This window comes from Enterobacter sp. AC1, from assembly GCF_050434705.1.
Taxonomy (GTDB): domain Bacteria; phylum Pseudomonadota; class Gammaproteobacteria; order Enterobacterales; family Enterobacteriaceae; genus Enterobacter; species Enterobacter cloacae_L.
This window is the reverse complement of sequence record NZ_JBNDIZ010000001.1, coordinates 666,788-685,533: the sequence shown is the minus strand read 5'-3', so window position 1 is coordinate 685,533 and position 18,746 is coordinate 666,788. Positions and strand designations below refer to the sequence as shown.

Annotated in this window: 14 protein-coding genes; 4 read left to right on the top strand and 10 right to left on the bottom strand. The window is 57.1% G+C overall.

All coding sequences use genetic code 11. The features are described from left to right. Window positions 1-2: 2 nt before the first annotated feature. On the bottom strand, window positions 3-689 hold the full coding sequence (locus tag M2433_RS03160) for an RluA family pseudouridine synthase (protein ID WP_429052802.1): 687 nt from the start codon (window positions 687-689) through the stop codon (window positions 3-5). Window positions 690-779: 90 nt separating this feature from the next. Then, entirely contained in the window at window positions 780-1,385 is a 606-nt protein-coding gene (gene azoR, locus M2433_RS03155) for an FMN-dependent NADH-azoreductase (protein WP_059311330.1), read from the bottom strand. A 205-nt stretch (window positions 1,386-1,590) separates the two neighbouring features. Here azoR and hrpA point away from each other — a divergent pair, with 205 nt between their 5' ends. Further along, entirely contained in the window at window positions 1,591-5,493 is a 3,903-nt protein-coding gene (gene hrpA / locus M2433_RS03150) for an ATP-dependent RNA helicase HrpA (RefSeq protein ID WP_429052799.1), read from the top strand. Window positions 5,494-5,557: 64 nt separating this feature from the next. Here the strand turns inward: hrpA and M2433_RS03145 are convergent, their stop codons facing one another. From M2433_RS03145 to M2433_RS03125, 5 genes are all read right to left on the bottom strand, one after another. Then, a complete protein-coding gene (locus tag M2433_RS03145) occupies window positions 5,558-6,217 on the bottom strand; it encodes an O-methyltransferase (protein ID WP_429052797.1) in 660 nt (219 codons plus the stop codon). Window positions 6,218-6,256: 39 nt separating this feature from the next. Beyond that, a complete protein-coding gene (locus M2433_RS03140; RefSeq protein WP_429052795.1) occupies window positions 6,257-7,636 on the bottom strand; it encodes an efflux transporter outer membrane subunit in 1,380 nt (459 codons plus the stop codon). Continuing rightward, on the bottom strand, window positions 7,633-8,715 hold the full coding sequence (locus tag M2433_RS03135; RefSeq protein ID WP_429052794.1) for an HlyD family secretion protein: 1,083 nt from the start codon (window positions 8,713-8,715) through the stop codon (window positions 7,633-7,635). The genes M2433_RS03140 and M2433_RS03135 overlap by 4 nt, the downstream gene beginning before the upstream one ends. 22 nt (window positions 8,716-8,737) lie before the next feature. After that, the gene (locus M2433_RS03130; protein WP_429052792.1) at window positions 8,738-10,390 is read right to left on the bottom strand and encodes an MFS transporter; all 1,653 of its coding nucleotides are present in this window, start codon (window positions 10,388-10,390) and stop codon (window positions 8,738-8,740) included. Between the two features lie 159 nt (window positions 10,391-10,549). Beyond that, complete coding sequence (locus M2433_RS03125) at window positions 10,550-11,869, bottom strand: MFS transporter (RefSeq protein WP_429052790.1); 1,320 nt, start codon at window positions 11,867-11,869, stop codon at window positions 10,550-10,552. 326 nt (window positions 11,870-12,195) lie between these two features. Here M2433_RS03125 and M2433_RS03120 point away from each other — a divergent pair, with 326 nt between their 5' ends. After that, entirely contained in the window at window positions 12,196-12,990 is a 795-nt protein-coding gene (locus tag M2433_RS03120; protein ID WP_429052788.1) for a YdcF family protein, read from the top strand. Window positions 12,991-13,036: 46 nt separating this feature from the next. Here the strand turns inward: M2433_RS03120 and gap are convergent, their stop codons facing one another. Further along, window positions 13,037-14,038, bottom strand: a complete 1,002-nt coding sequence (gene gap / locus M2433_RS03115; RefSeq protein WP_429052786.1) for a type I glyceraldehyde-3-phosphate dehydrogenase — start codon at window positions 14,036-14,038, stop codon at window positions 13,037-13,039. Between the two features lie 190 nt (window positions 14,039-14,228). On the opposite strand from gap, the gene cybB reads away from it, so the two are divergent. Beyond that, window positions 14,229-14,759, top strand: coding sequence for a cytochrome b561 (gene cybB / locus M2433_RS03110; RefSeq protein WP_429052784.1), 531 nt, complete (start codon window positions 14,229-14,231; stop codon window positions 14,757-14,759). Between the two features lie 44 nt (window positions 14,760-14,803). Here cybB and M2433_RS03105 read toward each other — a convergent pair whose 3' ends face one another. Further along, window positions 14,804-15,871: an oxidoreductase gene (locus M2433_RS03105; protein ID WP_429052782.1), complete on the bottom strand. Its 1,068-nt coding sequence runs from the start codon at window positions 15,869-15,871 to the stop codon at window positions 14,804-14,806. Between the two features lie 13 nt (window positions 15,872-15,884). Beyond that, window positions 15,885-16,628 (bottom strand): DeoR/GlpR family DNA-binding transcription regulator, encoded by a 744-nt coding sequence (locus M2433_RS03100; RefSeq protein WP_429052780.1) that lies wholly within the window; start codon window positions 16,626-16,628, stop codon window positions 15,885-15,887. 742 nt (window positions 16,629-17,370) lie between these two features. Here M2433_RS03100 and M2433_RS03095 point away from each other — a divergent pair. After that, window positions 17,371-18,708, top strand: coding sequence for a TolC family outer membrane protein (locus M2433_RS03095; protein WP_429052778.1), 1,338 nt, complete (start codon window positions 17,371-17,373; stop codon window positions 18,706-18,708). Window positions 18,709-18,746 lie beyond the last annotated feature (38 nt).

Sequence of the window (18,746 nt, the reverse complement as noted above, 5' to 3'; positions counted from 1 at the left end):
CTTCAGAACGGGGCGGCGTGGCGGGCGTTAACCGGCTCTCCGCTCACGGGATGAATAAAATTCAACTCGCTGGCATGCAGCATCAGCCGGGGCGCGTCTTCCGCCCCCGGCGATTCAAGACCGCCGTACAGATCGCAACCCAGAATCGGGTGTCCCAGCTGCTGGCAGTGAATACGCAGCTGATGGGTTCGCCCGGTTTCTGGGGTAAGCATCACCCGCGTTAACGGCAGATCTGCACCCTGATAAAAACGTTCCAGGACCCGGTAGCGGGAGCGTGCCGGCTTTCCGCTGATGGCGCAGATCGACATCAGCGGAAACAGCGCCGGATCTTTGGCAATCGGCGCGTCTATGACTCCCTCATCGTTTTCCAGATGTCCGCAAAGCAGGGCGCTATAACCTTTCTCCACGCTGCGCTGGCTGAACTGCTGGCAGAGCGCGGCGTTGATGGCCTTATTGCGTGCAACCACCATCAGCCCGGACGTGCCGAAATCCAGACGATGCACCAGCGTGCAGCCGGGGAAGTTCTGGACCAGACGATAGTGGACGGAATCGAGGTTTTGCGGATTTTTGCCCGAGAGGCTGAGCAGGCCGGAAGGCTTATTGATGAGCAGCAGATGTTCATCCTGCCAGAGGATCTCAATGTCGTCGTGACACGGTGGGGCAATAAAAGAATCAATAATCGCAGACATCAGGCCGCCCGGCTGGAGAATGGGAGCGGATAATAACGAAATGCGGGGGAAAAGAAAAACCCTCCCACCGGGCGGTGAGAGGGCGAAGTCTTACGCTGCAACCAGGCTGTCGATGGCGGCTTTCGCGTCGGTCTGCGCTTTAGTCGCCACTTCAGGACCGTAAGCGATGCCTTCAGCGAACACGAAGTTCACGTCAGTGATGCCGATGAAGCCCAGGAACAGGCTCAGGTACGGTGCAACCAGGTCGGTTGGGGTATCCTTATGGATACCGCCGCGGCTGGTCAGCACGATAGCGCGTTTGCCTTTTACCAGACCTTCAGGGCCATTCTCGGTGTAACGGAAGGTTACGCCAGCGCGAGCCACCAGGTCGAAGTAGTTCTTCAGCTGGGTAGGGATGTTGAAGTTGTACATTGGGGCGTTGATCACGATAACGTCGTGCGCCTGCAGCTCAGCAATCAGCTCGTCGGACAGGGCCAGGGCTTCCTGCTGACGCGGGCTCAGCGGTGCATCGCCAGGACGCAGCGCGCCAACCAGCTCGCCATCCAGCACAGGAATCGGGTTTGCAGCCAGGTCACGCACGGTGATTTCGTCAGCAGAATGCTGTTCACGCCACTGTTCAACGAAGTAATCAGACAGCTGACCAGACTGAGAGTACCCTGCCAGAATACTGGATTTCAAAACTAATACTTTGCTCATGGGTGATTCCTGTTGTTGCATTTGATTGAAGGGGGTTGCCCCGTTGCTTGTTGACACTCTATTCACAATCCTGCCACAGAGATAGCGCAATATATCGAAGCCTATGTTCGAATTTTTTGAATAAGGCGCGAAAGGCGTCAATGTGGTACTCTATAGCAATCATTAAAAAGAGAGTTTATCAGGGCGTGTACTGCCCTTTAACGCTATGACAGAACAACAAAAATTAACCTTCCCGATGCTCCTGCAACAGCTTGATTCTCTGACGCTGCGCGATAAACAGCGCTTCGCCCGCCGTCTGCACGGGGTGAAGAAGGTTAAAAATCCTGATGCACAACAGGCCATTTACCAGGAGATGGCGAAAGAGATTGAACAGGCGGCAGGGAAAGTTGTGCTGCGCGAAGCCGCGCGTCCGGCGATTACCTACCCGGAAAACCTGCCCGTCAGCCAGAAGAAACAGGACATCCTCGAGGCCGTGCGCGACCACCAGGTGGTGATTGTCGCGGGCGAAACCGGTTCGGGGAAAACCACCCAGCTGCCGAAAATCTGCATGGAGCTCGGCCGCGGGATCAAAGGGCTGATTGGCCACACTCAGCCGCGTCGTCTGGCGGCGCGTACCGTGGCGAACCGTATTGCCGAAGAGCTGCAGACGGAGCCGGGCGGCTGCATCGGTTATAAGGTGCGATTCAGCGACCACGTTAGCGACAACACCATGGTCAAGCTGATGACCGACGGTATTCTGCTGGCGGAGATCCAGCAGGATCGCCTGCTGATGCAGTACGACACCATCATCATTGACGAAGCGCACGAGCGTAGCCTGAACATCGACTTTCTGCTCGGCTACCTGAAAGAGCTGCTGCCGCGTCGTCCGGATCTGAAAATCATCATCACCTCCGCGACCATCGATCCGGAGCGCTTCTCGAAGCATTTCAACAATGCGCCGATTATCGAGGTGTCAGGACGCACGTATCCCGTGGAGGTACGCTATCGCCCGATTGTTGAAGAGGCGGATGATACCGAACGCGACCAGCTGCAGGCCATTTTTGATGCCGTTGACGAGCTGGGCAACGAAAGCGCGGGCGACATTCTGATCTTCATGAGCGGCGAGCGCGAAATCCGCGATACCGCCGACGCGCTTAGCAAGCGCGACCTGCGCCACACCGAAATTCTGCCGCTGTATGCCCGTCTGTCGAACAGCGAGCAAAACCGCGTCTTCCAGCCGCACGGCGGGCGTCGCATTGTGCTGGCGACCAACGTGGCGGAAACCTCGCTGACCGTGCCGGGGATCAAATACGTTATTGACCCGGGCACGGCGCGCATCAGCCGCTATAGCTACCGCACCAAGGTCCAGCGTCTGCCAATTGAGCCGGTCTCTCAGGCGTCCGCCAACCAGCGTAAAGGCCGCTGCGGCCGCGTGTCGGAAGGGATCTGTATTCGCCTCTATTCCGAAGACGATTTCCTGTCGCGCCCGGAGTTTACCGACCCGGAAATTCTGCGCACCAACCTCGCGTCCGTTATCCTGCAGATGACCGCGCTGGGGCTGGGCGACATCGCGGCGTTTCCGTTCGTTGAAGCGCCGGACAAACGCAACATTCAGGACGGCGTACGTCTGCTGGAAGAGCTCGGAGCCATTACCACCGACGAGCAGGCGACGGTCTATAGGCTGACGCCGCTGGGCCGCCAGCTCAGCCAGCTGCCGGTCGACCCGCGCCTGGCGCGTATGGTGCTGGAAGCGCAAAAGCACGGCTGTGTGCGCGAGGCGATGATCATTACCTCGGCGCTCTCCATTCAGGACCCGCGCGAGCGTCCGATGGACAAACAGCAGGCGTCTGACGAAAAGCACCGTCGCTTCCACGACAAAGAGTCCGATTTCCTCGCCTTCGTAAACCTGTGGAACTACCTCGGCGAGCAGCAGAAAGCGCTCTCCTCGAACCAGTTCCGCCGCCAGTGCCGCGTGGATTTTCTCAACTACCTGCGCGTGCGCGAGTGGCAGGATATCTACACCCAGCTTCGCCAGGTGGTGAAAGAGCTGGGGATTCCGGTCAACAGCGAGCCGGCGGAGTACCGCGAAGTGCATATCGCACTCCTGACCGGCCTGTTGTCCCACATTGGGATGAAGGATGCAGAGAAGCAGGAGTATACCGGCGCGCGCAACGCCCGTTTCTCCATCTTCCCGGGTTCCGGCTTATTTAAGAAGCCGCCGAAATGGACCATGGTCGCGGAGCTGGTGGAAACCAGCCGCCTGTGGGGACGCATCGCCGCGCGTATCGATCCGGAATGGGTCGAGCCGGTGGCACAGCACCTGCTGAAGCGTTCGTACAGCGAGCCGCACTGGGAGCGCGCGCAGGGCGCGGTGATGGCAACCGAGAAGGTGACGGTTTACGGCCTGCCGGTGGTGGCCGCGCGTAAGGTAAACTACAGCCAGATCGATCCGGCGCTCAGCCGCGAGCTGTTTATCCGCCACGCGCTGGTGGAGGGCGACTGGCAGACGCGCCACGCGTTCTTCCGCGAAAACCTGAAGCTGCGCGCCGAAGTGGAAGAGCTTGAGCATAAGTCCCGCCGCCGCGACATTCTGGTGGACGACGAGGCGCTGTTTGAGTTTTACGACCAGCGCATCAGCCACGAAGCGATCTCCGCCCGCCACTTTGACAGCTGGTGGAAGAAGGCCAGCAAAGAGACGCCGGACCTGCTCAACTTCGAAAAGAGCATGCTGATTAAAGAGGGAGCGGAGTCGGTCAGCAAGCTCGACTACCCGAACTTCTGGCATCAGGGCAACCTCAAGCTGCGTTTGACCTATCAGTTTGAGCCGGGGGCCGACGCGGATGGCGTGACCGTTCACATTCCGCTGCCGCTGCTGAACCAGGTGGATGAGAGCGGGTTTGAGTGGCAGATCCCAGGCCTGCGCCGCGAGCTGGTGATTGCGCTGATCAAATCCCTGCCGAAACCGGTGCGCCGTAACTTTGTTCCCGCGCCAAACTATGCAGAAGCCTTTTTAGGCCGCGTCACGCCGCTGGAGCTGCCGCTGCTGGATGCGCTGGAGCGCGAGTTCCGCCGCATGACCGGCACCACGATTGACCGCGATGACTGGAACTGGGATCAGGTGCCCGATCACCTGAAAATCAGCTTCCGCGTGGTGGACGATAAAAGCAAAAAGCTGCTGGAAGGGCGATCCCTGAGCGAGCTGAAAGAGGCGCTGAAAGGCAAAGTTCAGGAGACCTTATCCGCCGTGGCGGATGACGGCATTGAGCAGAGCGGGCTGCACATCTGGAGCTTTGGTCAGCTTCCGGAAAGCTACGAGCAGAAGCGCGGCAACTATAAGGTCAAAGCCTGGCCGGCGCTGGTGGACGAGCGCGACAGCGTGGCGATCCGGCTGTTTGATAACCCGCAGGAACAGCAGCAGATGATGTGGCGCGGGCTGCGTCGCCTGCTGCTGCTCAACATCCCGTCGCCGATCAAGTATCTGCACGAGAAGCTGCCGAACAAAGCCAAGCTGGGGCTGTACTTTAACCCGTACGGCAAGGTGCTGGATCTGATTGACGACTGCATCTCCTGCGGCGTGGACAAACTCATCCACGAGGCGGGCGGCCCGGTCTGGACGGAAGAGGGCTTTGCACAGCTTCATGAAAAGGTGCGCGCGGAGCTGAACGATACTGTGGTGGAGATTGCCAAACAGGTTGAGCAGATCCTCACCGCCGTGTTCAACATCAACAAGCGCCTGAAAGGGCGCGTGGATATGACCATGGCGCTGGGGCTGTCGGACGTGAAGGCGCAGATGGCGGGGCTGGTGTATCGCGGCTTTGTCACCGGCAACGGCTTCAACCGTCTCGGCGATACGCTGCGCTATCTGCAGGCAATTGAAAAACGTCTGGAGAAAATGGCCATCGATCCGCACCGCGATCGCGCGCAGATGCTGAAAGTGGAAAGCGTGCAGCAGGCGTGGCAGCAGTGGCTTAACAAGCTGCCGCCAGCGCGCCGCGACGATGAAGACGTTCAGGCGATCCGCTGGATGATCGAGGAGCTGCGCGTCAGCTTCTTTGCCCAGCAGCTCGGTACGCCGTATCCGATTTCGGATAAGCGCATTCTGCAGGCGATGGAGCAGGTTTCCGCTTAAACCCCGGTTTTCTCCCTCTCCCTGTGGGAGAGGGCTGGGGTGAGGGCATCAGGCCGCACAGGCCTCACCCGTTCACTATCGCCAGCGTAAACCCATCCCAACCCTTAACCCCCACCGTTTGCAGCGCGGTGGCGGTTAGGCGCGGGTTATCCCCAATCATCTCGATAAACCGACGCACGCCCTGCACGCGCGCGTCGTCGCTTTGCCCGTTAACCACTTCTCCTTCGCGCACCACGTTATCGCCGATGATCAACGTCCCTGGACGGGAATAGTGCAGCGCCCACTCCAGATAGCCGGGATTGTTTGGCTTATCGGCATCAATAAAGATCAGGTCGAACGGCGGAACGTTACCGAAATTCTCAAGAGAGTTCAGGGCCGGCCCTTCAATCAGTTCAATGCGCTCATTCAGCCCCGCGAGGTGGATATTCTGGCGCGCAACGTCGGCATGCGTGGGATCGGCCTCCAGCGTGATCAGCTTTCCGTCCGGCGGCAGCGCGCGCGCCATCCAGATGGAGCTGTAAGCACCCAGCGTGCCGATCTCAAGAACGCGCCGCGCCTGCGTCATGCGCACGAACAGCGCCAGCAGCTGCCCCTGATTAGCCGCAACGTCGTGTTCGGGCAGCCCGGCGCGCTTGTTGTTTTCCAGGACCTGACTCAGTACGTCATCTTCAGGAATAAGCGAAGAAATCATGAAATTATCGACTGCAGACCACTGTTGTTGCATAGCGTGACTCCTTAGGAATAAGCGCCACCGGGCAGGTTTTCAGGCACTGGCCCAGCCGCCGCCCAGCGCTTTATACAAATCAATCTGCGCCAGCAGCAGGTTATTTTTCACCTGCACGACGCTGGTCTGGACCGAGAACAGCGTGCGCTGCGCGTCCAGCACGTCCAGGTAGGATGAATAGCCGTTGCGATAGCGATTCTGCGCAATGCGCAGCGTCTCCTGGGCCACATCCTGCTGGGCAAGCAGCTCCGTCAGCTGTTCCTGATAGCGCGTAATGGCATCAAGGCTGTTGTTCACTTCGGCAAACGCGTTACGCACGGTTTTCTCGTAGCTGTACAGCGCCTGGTTACGCTGGGACTGCGAAATATCCACCTGCGCATTGAGCGCCTGGCGGTTAAGGAGCGGGGCGAGAAGACTTCCCCCTGCGCTCCAGAGCTGAAGCGGGTTGTCCAGCAGGCCTGAAAGGGTACGATCCTGAATCGATCCGGTTGCGGTCAGGTTGATCGACGGCAGCAGGCTGGCGCGCGACGCGGCAAGCGAAGCGTCCGCGGCCACCAGCTGTCGCTCGGCCTGCACGATATCCGGCCGGCGGTTCAGAAGCGTAGAAGGCAGCAGCGACGGCAGCTTCAGCGGCGTCAGCGCCGCAAAGCTTTCGCTGCGCGCCACGTTGCCCGGGTTGCTTCCCAGCAGCAGGCTCAGGGCATTCTCCTGCTGTGCAATCTGGTGCTGCAGCACCGGAACCTGCGCCCGGGTTGAGCGGAGTTCGGAATCCGATTGCATCAGCTCCAGGCGGGAGCTGTAGCCCGTCTCAAACTGGCGTTTCGCGAGGTTAAAAGCCTCTTCGCGCGATTTCAGCGTGGACTGGGTCACGCGCAGCTGTTCATCAAGCGAAAGCAGGGTGACATACCCGGATGCCACGGACGAGGCGACGGTTAAATCCGCGGCGCCTGCGGCGGCTTTTTGCGCCTCCAGCGAGGCTTCGGCAGCGCGGGAGGTGCTGCGGTTGACGCCCCAGATATCAACGTCATAGCTTGCCGTCAGGCTTCCTCTGTACAGCGTGCCGTAGACCGGCAGACCGGTTGCGGCGGATTGCGAACGGGCGCGCGTCCCCGTTACGCCCGCGTCGAGCGAGGGGAACAGGCTGCCGTCGGCCGCAAAGACCCGCGCCTGATACTCGTTTATCCGTTCGCGGGCGATCAGGACATCGCTGTTATGCCCGAGCGCCTGGTCCACGTAGCGGTTCAGATTGTTGTCATGAAAATTGCGCCACCAGAGCTGCTCCGTCGGGCTGGCAGGGCCTGAGGCGGCGCGCCACTGCGTGGGGATTTGCAGCGTCGGCTGCGCCGGTTTGACATCGACGGACTGGCAGCCGGCCAGCATGACCGCCACCACCAGCGCGGCTATCGGGCGAAGGGTCATTGCTTCGCCTCCCGCGTATCAATGGTCACCTGCACCGACATGCCCGGACGCAGCAGCGCGGACGCCTCTGGCTTGCCGAGCACCTCAATGCGTACCGGAATACGCTGGGCGATTTTGACAAAGTTACCGGTGGCGTTATCCGGCGTGATGGCGCTGAATTCAACGCCGGTCGCCGGAGAGATACTCTCCACGCGGCCCTGATACGCTTTGTTATTGAGGGCATCGACGGTGAATTTCACCGGCTGTCCGACGCGCAGCTCCGCGAGCTGGGTCTCTTTAATATTGGCGATCACCCAGTGCTGAGGGGGCACAAGAGTGGTGAGGTGGGTCCCGGCGGTCACATACGCCCCGAGACGTACGGCAATCTGGCCGAGCTGGCCGTCGCGCGGGGCCACGATACGCGTGTTTTGCAGGTCGATCTGCGCCAGCTCCAGCGCCGCCTTAGCGTTTTCTACATCCGCTTCCAGCGCACCGCGGTTCACAATCACCGTCTGGAGATCCTGACGCGACATCTCGAGCGCGGCTTTCGCCTGGTCGATATCCGCGCTGCCCTGGGCTGCGCTGGCCAGCGCCGCGTCGCGTTCGCGAATGGAGAGCGAGCCATCTGACGTCAGCTCTTTTACCCGCTTTAAATCCGCCTGGGTTTTCAGGCTCTGGGCGCGGGCATTTTTCAGCGCGGCGTCATTTTTTGCGATGACGGCCTCAGCGCTTTTACGCTGCTGCAGGTTGTTATTCAGGGCGGCAATTTTCATCGCCAGCTGCGCCTCGGCCTGATGCACCCGCTGACGATAGATACGGTCATCGATCTGCATCAGCAGGTCGCCTTTTTTAACCTGCACAAAGTCCTGAACATTCACCTCAGTAATGTAGCCGTTGACCTGCGGGCTGATAAACGTCGTCTGGCCGCGCACGTAGGCGTTGTCGGTAAACTGCGCGTGGCGGGTGAACGGCGGAAGCTGCCATGCGTATAGGATCGCCAGTACGCCGACAATACCGATGGCAGCGGCGGTGAAAACGGAAACAATGCGCACATTTTTGCGGGTGTTGGCCTGCTCTTTGGCGGCATCCTGCTGACTCATAAACTCTCCAGAACTATTTCAATTATTTGTTGCCGGTGGCGTTCTTCAGCGCCATACGGGCAGTAATGCGCAGGCGCAGCAAGCGCCATAAAATCCAGACCAGCGTGGCGGCAGCGATACTTGCCGTCAGAAGATAAGTATCGTTATAAGCCAGAATATTCGCCTCCAGCGCGGTGACCGTTTGCAGCTGGGTTATCGCCTGGGTGCCCAGCAGCGCGCTATCGCCAATCAGGCTTTTGTACATCTGGGTATAAAGCTGAATCCGCTCGTTGACCAGCGGATTCAGCGTGGTGAGCTGGTCCGCCAGCAGGCTGGAGTGGTACTTCTCGCGCCAGGTCTGGAAGGTGCCGAGGATAGCGGAGCCCAGCAGGCCGCCGAGGTTCTGGCTCATGCCAAACATCACCGAGAAGCTGACCAGGTTACGCGGGTCGGCGATCACCCCGCCAATGGCGGCCAGCATGGCGGGCGCCAGGAAGAAGGCGCTGCCGAAGCCCAGCAGGAACTGGCTTAGCATCAGCTGATCCGGCCGGGTCAGGTTATTGGACTGGCTGTCGAGCAGCGAGGCAACAATCATCAGCGCCAGCGAGGTGATTATCGGCCACGCCAGTTTCGTCGGCTTGATGGTCAGACAGCTGGTGACGATCCCGCAGACGATCCCGGCGAAAATGGACCACGCCAGATGCGTCATCTGTTCGTTCTGTAACCCGACGTACTGCAGCCAGCCGATGACGCCGGTGTTTTGCTCCGCCAGAACGATACGGATCAGCAGCATGATCAGCCCCAGACGAACGATGCTGCCGCTCGACAGCCAGCGGGTGTTTAGCAGCGGGTTGGTGCGGTTATGTTCAAAGACGATGGCCGCCACAATGAGTATCAGCGATAGCGCCAGGGACCAGCCGATCCACGCCGCCTCGAACCACCAGTCAAGACGGCCTAAAGAGAGCACGGCGCAGAGCAGGGCCATTCCCGGGGCCATCAAAAAGAAGGTGATAAAGTCTTTTTTCTCAAAGACCTTACGCCGGTCGCCCGGCGGCAGCTTTAAGGCGATCACGCAGGCCAGGGAGATCAGCGCCAGCCCCAGCTCGAAGAAATAGAGCCCGCGCCACTCGTCCAGCTGCAGCAGTTCGGTTGAGAAAAGGCGGGCCAGCGGGATGGCGAGCGACGATCCGGTGATGCCAATGGTCAGCGCCTTCAGGCGATGCTTCGCCGGCCAGGCCTGGATCTGATAGTAAATCCCCAACGAGCTGAGCGCGGCGGCCACCATCCCGTGCGCGGCGCGTACCATCAGCGCCGAGCTCAGGTCGTTAACGAACAGGTGGAAAAAGGTGACCAGCACGTACAGCACCAGAAAACCTTCGGTGAAGGCGCGCAGACCGTACTGCTGGCGAAACTTAACCAGCAGCAGGTTAATGGAGATGTTGGTCATAACATAGACTGCCGGCAGCCAGGCAATTTCCGTTGACCAGGCGCCGAAGGTCCCCTGCAAATTTTGCAGGTTGGCGGTGACGACCGCATTCCCCAGGGCTCCCGTCAGGCAGACCAGCAGGCCAACGACGCCGTAAGCGATCCGCTTTGGCGTGGAATGTTCCGGAGTGGAGGGGGAGCCCAGCAGAGCGGGCTTCTCATGTGGCTGCCACTCGCGAGGAGCATAAGGATCGCGTTCGGGCAGGCGCATTACGTTGTTTACCTTTGAAAAAATTGAAAAATTAGCAGGCACGCGATTCTACGTCTGCCGCAAATCATAATTCAAGTGAATATGATTTATGCATGTTAATCAAATGTTGAAAGGAAAGTGTAAGGAAAAAGAGCGGCCCGAAAGTCGGGCCGGGAACGGTCAGCGTTGTTCGGGCTGCGCCTGCATGATGGAGACTCGCTTAACGCGGCTGGCGCAAAGAATCGCGATTAAGGAAATGACCACCGTGACGGCAAGATACCAGGCCACCGGAACCCAGTCGCCGTCGTATTTTGCCAGCAGTCCTGTCGCAATCAGCGGCGCTGTACCGCCTGCCAGCGCGGCACCCAGCTGATAACCAAGAGTAATGCCGGTGTAGCGCACGTTAGCACTAAAAATTTCGGAGCACAGGGTGCCGAGTACCGCCGTGACAGGGGCCCATAACACGCCAAAGGCGATGACCGTCGCAAGGACTATGCCCCAGGTTGTACCGGTATTGAGCAGCATAAACCACGGTACGATAAACAAACCCAGGATGAAGACGCTGGTGGCATACATACGCTGGCGGCCAACTTTATCCGAAAGCAGCCCCATTAACGGGATCAAAACGGTGGCCACCAGGGCCCCCAGCGTCACGGCTTCCAGCGCCTGCGATTTCTGATAGCTCAGCGTGCTGGTGGCATAGCTCACCACGAACGTTGAGAAAATATAGAACGGAGCGGTTTCCACGACTTTTAAACCGGCGGCGATCAGCACTTCGCGCCAGTGATGCTTCAACGTATCGCGTAAGGGGGCTTTAGCCACCTGACCGGACGCTTTGACTTTCTGAAAATCAGGCGTTTCGTCAATATCTTTACGGATCCATAGGCCGATGAATACCAGCACCGAGCTCATCAGGAACGGAATTCGCCAGCCCCAGGAGAGGAAATCCGCCTCACTGAACAGGGTCATCAGAGAAACCATAAAGGTTGCCATCAGCATGCCGATAGTGACGCCCGCCTGCGGAATACTGCCGAAGAAGCCCTTACGTTTTTCTGGCGCGTATTCATAGGCCAGCAACAGCGCGCCGCCCCATTCGCCGCCGATGCCCATCCCCTGAATGATGCGCATCAGGATCAGCAGAGCGGGTGCCCACAGGCCAATCATCTCATACGTGGGCAGCAGGCCAATCATAACGGTTGCACCTCCCATCAAAGAGAGGGTCAGCACAAGGGTTTTTTTCCGTCCGATGCGGTCGCCAATGTGGGCGAAAAGTACCCCGCCAATGGGGCGGATAAAGAAGGTTAATGAGAAAGAGAGATAAGAGAGTATGAGTCCGATCACCGGATCGACCATCGGGAAAAAGATCTTATTGAAGACCAGCGCGGCCGCCGTACCGTAGAGAAAATAGTCAAACCATTCAATGGCGCTCCCGGTAAGGCTGGCGATTAACACTTTTTTATTTTTTCGTAATACCGTTGTCGTACTTTCATGTTCTGTCATGACCTGAAACCCCGCCACGTTGATGATGAGAGAGGTGTCACCTGGCGCGCTTCAGGTGCAACCTGCGATGATGAAAAGGTTGTGAAATTGTTAAGCAACTTAGGGTTGGATGTTGCTTTTGGCAAGCGCAGGGGGGATAAAACTGGTCAGATCACGGTGAAATAAGCAGCGCTGGGTGCTTTTTCATGACGCCTGAACAATACAATGTTTTGTAAGGCTGAAAATCAAAAGCATAATAGGCAGGTGCAACCCGATGACTTTTGGATGTTTCTGGTTATTTCAGAAAAATGATAAATTCGGCGATTCAACAACGTGAGGAGTTCACCATGGTTCAGCCCCATTTTCCCATCCTGCCGGATGTCACGTTGGCGGCCATCAATACTGTCGGTGAATGGCTGGCACAGGATGACCTGAGTGCGACCTGTCCAATCCCGGAAGTCGATACGGTGATCCTGGCAGGGAACGCGGCGATCCCAACCATTGACGCGGCCTGCCGTATTGCCTCAGGGAAAAACGTACCGCTTCTGATTAGCGGCGGCATCGGGCATTCGACCTCCTTTTTATACGCAGCCATCGGCAGTCATCCGCGTTATCACACCGTTCAGGTCAAAGAGCGGGCTGAAGCGAGCATTCTTGCCGACATTGCGCGGGAGTTCTGGCAGATCCCCGAGGCGCATCTGTGGGTTGAGGAGCAATCTACCAACTGCGGTGAAAACGCGCGCTTCAGCTGGAACATGCTGAAACAGTACCATCGAACGTCCGGGCGGGTGCTGGTGGTGCAGGACCCGACCATGCAGCGCCGCACGATGGCAACGTTTGCTCGCGTATGCCGGGACGAACCCGTTTCGCCAGAGTGGGTCAGCCATCCTGGGTTTACCCCGACCCTGCAAAACGGAAAGGATGGCTTGGAATTTAGCGAGGGCAACACTGGACTATGGCCCATTGACCGTTATCTTTCACTGATTATGGGGGAGCTGCCGCGTCTGCATGATGACGCTAACGGTTATGGTCCTGCCGGACGGGATTTTATTGCTCACGTTGACTTTCCTGAGGCCGTCACCGCCGCATGGAAACAGCTGCAGCAGGATCCGGTCCTGAAGGTGGCGCGAAAAATCATCTGAGAATGTAGCATTCCCCTCGCCCCTTTGGGGAGAGGGGGGAAGAAAATCACAGCGCCGCAAACTTATCCAGCGTCCGCACCAACTGCGTGACGAAACCATACTCGTTGTCGTACCAGGCAACGGCCTTCACCAGCTGCAGATCGCCAGCTTCGCTGACCTCCGTCTGCGTGGCGTCAAACACTGAACCGTAATGCGAGCCGATGACATCCGACGACACAATCTCTTCATCGGTATAGCCAAAAGATTTATTGCCCTGGGTCGCTTTTTTCAGTGCGGCATTGATCTCCTCAACGGTCACTTTCTTGCCAAGAATCGCCACCAGCTCGGTCACCGAACCCGTTTTCACCGGCACGCGCTGGGCGTGGCCTTTCAGCTTGCCGCTGAGGGCTGGGATCACGAGGCCAATGGCTTTCGCGGCACCCGTGGTGTGGGGAATGATGTTCTCTGCCGCCGCGCGCGAGGCACGAAGATCTTTCCCGCGTGGGCCATCCACCAGCGCCTGCGTACCGGTATAGGCGTGAATGGTGGTCATGGTGCCGACTTTAATTTCAAAGGCGTCGTGCAGGGCTTTTGCCAGCGGGGCGAGGCAGTTGGTGGTGCAGGAGGCGACGGATATGATGGTGTCACCGGCGTCAATGGTGTCGTCATTCACGTTAAACACAATGGTTTTCATCTCACCAGCAGGCGCGGAGATCAGCACTTTTTTGGCGCCCGCATCCAGATGCGCTCGGGATTTCTCTTCAGAGGTATAAAAACCGGTGCATTCAACGACGATATCCACGCCTGCGGTTTTCCACGGAATATGTTTGGCCTCTTTTTCGGCGTATACCGCGATCGTTTTGCCATCCACAATCAACGCGTCTTCGGTGAAATCCACGCTCCACGGGAAGCCTCCGTAGTTTGAATCATGCCTCAGCAGATAGGCCAGCACTTTGGGCGAGGTGAGGTCGTTGATGGCGACGACGGTGTTGCTGTCATGGGTTTCAAGAAGGCGACGCAGTACAAGGCGTCCGATGCGTCCAAATCCGTTAATACCAATTTTACTCATGGGGTTCTCCTGTAAACGTGTCGATGCGACAGTTTGAACTCATCCAGGCTTAGACCATGACGGACAGGGCGGCAATTGAAGATGATTCATGCGGGGGGGAAGTATTTGAAAAACCATACAGAAAAGTTAATGAATTTTTAAGGAAAGGGGATTATGTTGGCGCGGTTACTGTTATTAATCGGAAAATCTCATGCGCACTAAATATACAAGCCTGCAAATTGGCATCCACTGGCTGGTGTTTCTGTTAATCATCGTCGCCTACTGCGCCATGGAGTTCAGAGGTTTCTTCCCGCGCACCGCCCGTCCGGCGATCAACATGATCCACGTCTCGTGCGGTATCAGCATTCTGGTGCTGATGGTGACGCGTCTGCTGGTGCGCCTGAAATTCCGCGCGCCGCCGATTCAACCGAAGCCGAAAGCCATGGTAACGGGCATGTCTCATCTGGGGCATCTGGTGGTGTATCTGCTGTTTATTGCGCTGCCGCTGATTGGCATTGTGATGATGTACAACCGGGGCAGCGACTGGTTTGCTTTTGGCCTGGTGATGCCGCATGCGGCGGAGTCCAATTTTGACCTGGTGGATACGCTAAAAGAGTGGCACGAGACGCTGGCGAACCTGGGCTATTTTGTGATTGGTCTGCACGCGGCGGCGGCGCTGATGCATCACTACTTCTGGAAAGATAATACCCTCCTGCGCATGATGCCGAAAAAGCGTCAGTAGTCTTTAACGCTTTCCGGGTGGCGCTGTGCCACCCGGCTTGTTCTTTAACGCAGCAGAGCACGCTCTTCAGCCGTTAACGCCAGCGGCTGCGTTGTCCCGTTCTCCGACGATTTCACCGCCGCCTCCAGCACGGCCATCACCGCTAATGCCTCAACAGGGTGGACAGGATTGGTAATTTCCCCACGTAACGCATCGCGCACGTTGATGTAATACTGGCGCTGATCCCCTTTCGGCGTGGCAATCGTCTGCGGCGCGCCGTCAGCCCCATAGAACACCATACTGTCGCTGTCTTCGCCCCAGGCTTCACTGCCGGGAATAACGCCTGAGAGCAGCTGCGCTTCCTGCTGGTCGATTCTGGCCTTCACCACGCTGCCCTTGTCCCCGTGGACGGTAAAGCGTGCCGTACCGCCAGCCACCAGCATGCTGGCGTGAAGAATAACCTTGTGCTCCGGGTAGTTTAAGACAACGTGCGCCCAGTCGTTAATTTCCGCGCCGTCGCGCAGCGTTGCGATATTCCCCTGCACCGACTGCGGCAGGCCAAAGAGCTGCAGCGTCTGGTCGATCAGGTGAGGGCCCAGATCAAACCACAGGCCGCTCCCCGGGACATTCTGCTCGCGCCAGCGCACGCGGACTTCCGGGCGGAAGCGGTCAATATGCGACTCCAGGTGCTTAACCTTGCCGATCGTGCCTTGCTCGATTATCTGCTTAATGCCGAGGAAATCGCTGTCCCAGCGGCGGTTGTGAAAGACGGAAAGCAGAAGCTGCTTTTCATCCGCCAGCGCGATCAGGTCGCGGGCTTCCTGCATTTCGAGAGTAAAAGGCTTATCTACGACCACGTGTTTGCCTGCGTTGAGGGCGAGCGTCGCCAGCGGGGCGTGCGTCGCGTTGGGGGAGGCGATCACCACCAAATCGATATCAGGATGCTGAATGGCCTCTTCCGGGGTCGCCACCACCTGTACGTCCGGAAGATCGCGTTTGACCTTCTCTTCATCCCGGGAAGAGACGACGGCCAGCTTAAGCCCGTCCACGGACTGGAGCAGCGGAGCATGGAAGGTTTTACCCACAAATCCATACCCGATCAGCCCAACGTTGATTGTTTGAACTTTACTCATGACCTTCTCCACGTTATTGCGCGCACACCGTGACCTGCAGTGCGCTATGGTCCCCAAGCTCGGGCCAGGGACGATCTAAAAAGAGTTGTTGAAGGGTGGATAACCCGGAAACCAGATACGGTTCGCAGCGGTTGACTTTCAGGTGGTCGGCGACAATCCAGCGCTCACGGCTGGCGGCGAGCATTGCGCGTTTAACCTCGGCGTCCGCTTCTTTACCGGCACTCAGGCCGAGCTCGGCATGAATGGCGCACGCCCCGAGAATGGCAATATCTGCGCGATACCGGGACAGCAGCGACAAGGTGGCGCTTCCGGCAAACAGGCGCTGCTTTTGGTCCCACTTCCCGCCGAGCAGGATCAGCTCAATATCTTCCCGGTCGCTAAAATGCTGGGCGATATCCAGGGAAGGGGTAATGACATTAAGCGGCCCCTTAAGAAAGGTGGCGACCGCCATCACCGTGCTTCCGGCATCCAGAAACAGGGTAGAGCCCGGGGGAACCTGCTGTGCGACCTGTTTTCCTAAACGCTGTTTGGCATCCGGCAGCAGCGTATTGCGGCCCTGACGATTCATGGCGGAAAGATTCAGCGCGATGGCCCCGCCGTGGTTCTTCTGCGCGAGGCCCTGGTTTTCCAGATCGGTCAGATCCCGACGGATGGTATCCGCTGAGACCTGAAGCTTCTCTGCCAGTTCGGTAATGCTGGCCTGACCTTGCTCGCTGAGGATGTCCAGGACGTAGCGTTGACGTGCGGTTTTGTGCATGGGGCTGTAATCCTGCAGAATGTCGCAATAATTTGCATAATACAGCATTTTGCCGCAGAAGGAAGCACAACTCGGCGTCAGAGAAGGGCGTGCAGGAGAAAATGTCCACTGAGTGATTATTAAAATTATATTGATCAAGTATCATTAATGCGTTTTGGAATGTGAACCACAATGTTAATGTTATGTTTTTCTAAGCTATTTGGGCTAAATAACCATCATAACGACTGAATTAAGTATAAAAATCCATATTAAAATTTAATTTTGAAGTTAAATTTCGCTGTTATGTAATTATTTGAGATTTAATATCGCAAATGAGAGGCTAATTACGTAAGTTGACAGTTCTTTGAAAATCTTTGTGTCTGACCCGCATTGAAATTAACGCAAATATGTACACCTGCCGATTTTGAAATTTAATTTAGATAACAATGACTTTATTTATTTTATTTGAAATGCATCTTAAGTGGATTTGTTCAGAAACCGCATCATTTTTCTTATTTGTAACACCACATTAACATTATGGGTGTAGTTGCCTATACCACATTTTGTTATGCTGCGAACCAGATTAAAAAGTAAGTAAATTCCTAAATTCATATAGGGCTTCGGCTGATTCTCATTTTCTGTGGAAATGGGCAGGGAAGCTTATATCTGAAATTCGACGCGGGAGATAAAAAAGATATTTGTCTGATTATCCATACCTCTTTTGGGTTACGTGTTTGAGCCTCACTCAGAGTAAAGAGATAAAATGACTATATTTCGACATTATATGTTAATCAGATTTCCAGCTGCGCTGGCGTTATTTTCTCTGGCCATGAATATGGCTACCGCCAATATCGGTGAGTCTGGCTTTGCTCCGGTTGCCTCGATTACGTTAAAGGAGAGCATTCTTTTTGCCATCGATCGCGATCCGTCGGTGAGCCAACAGGCTGCCCGGCTGGGAATAGGTCAGGCACAAATAGATGAAGCGCGCAGTGGCTGGATGCCGCAAATATCCTTAAACGGCAGTACGGGCCACAGTCAGACGACAGATTCCAGCGGATCGCTGCGAAATTCAGCGGCCTGGGGGTTGAGCCTGACCCAGCTGGTCTACGATTTTGGCAAGACCAACAACAGTATCAGTGAGTCTACGGCTCAGCGTGATAGCTACCGTTTCCAGCTAATGAGCACGCTGTCTGATGTGGCGGAGAAAACGGCCCTCAGCTATGTGGAAGTGAAACGCTATAGCGATCTGCTACAGGCAGCGAAAGAAAACGTTCAGGCGCTGAAAAACGTTGAGCAGCTGGCCACGCTCCGCGCGGATGCCGGCGTGAGCTCCACTTCCGATGAGCTCCAGACCCGCACGCGTATCGCTGGAATGCAGGCAACGGTTGCGCAATATAACGCCGCGCTCAGCAGCGCCCGCGCCAGGCTTGCGGTGTTGACCGGTATGCAGGCTGACAGGTACGCCCCGGTGCCGGAGACGCTTGCCGTCGAACAAGACTCGCTCAACCGCATCGATTATGCCGCGATTCCGGCGGTGATGGCGGCGCAGAACATGGAGCGATCGGCGCAGTATGGTGTGGAAACGGCTAAATCTCAGCACTGGCCCACGCTAAGCCTCAAAGGAGGACGTACCCGCTATGAGTCGGATAACCGGTCATACTGGGACGACCAGATACAGCTCAATATTGACGCGCCGCTGTATCAGGGGGGCGCGGTATCCGCACGCGTGCGTCAGGCCGAAGGGGCGCGGGCCATGGCATCGTCTCAGGTCGACCAGGCGCGATTTGATGTTTTGCAAAAAGCCTCCGTTGCGCAGGCCGACTGGGTGGGTGCGCGCGGGAGAATGGAAGCCGGCACGTTACAGCTTGAAAATGCGTTACGCGCCCGCGCTGTCTATAAAAATGAATATACCCTGAGCAAGCGGAGCATTAACGATCTGCTCAGCGTTGAGCAGGATGTATGGCAAGCCACCTCGGCGAAAATAATGGCTGAATATGATGGCTGGAGCTCGGCGATTAATTACGCAGCTGCGATAGATAATCTTATGCCGCTTATTGGAATTGAAAAAAGCGCCGCCGAGAAATTGCCCGATTTGAGTTAAAAAAAGACGCGCCTTTCTGCGCGAAATAAGTCTGATAA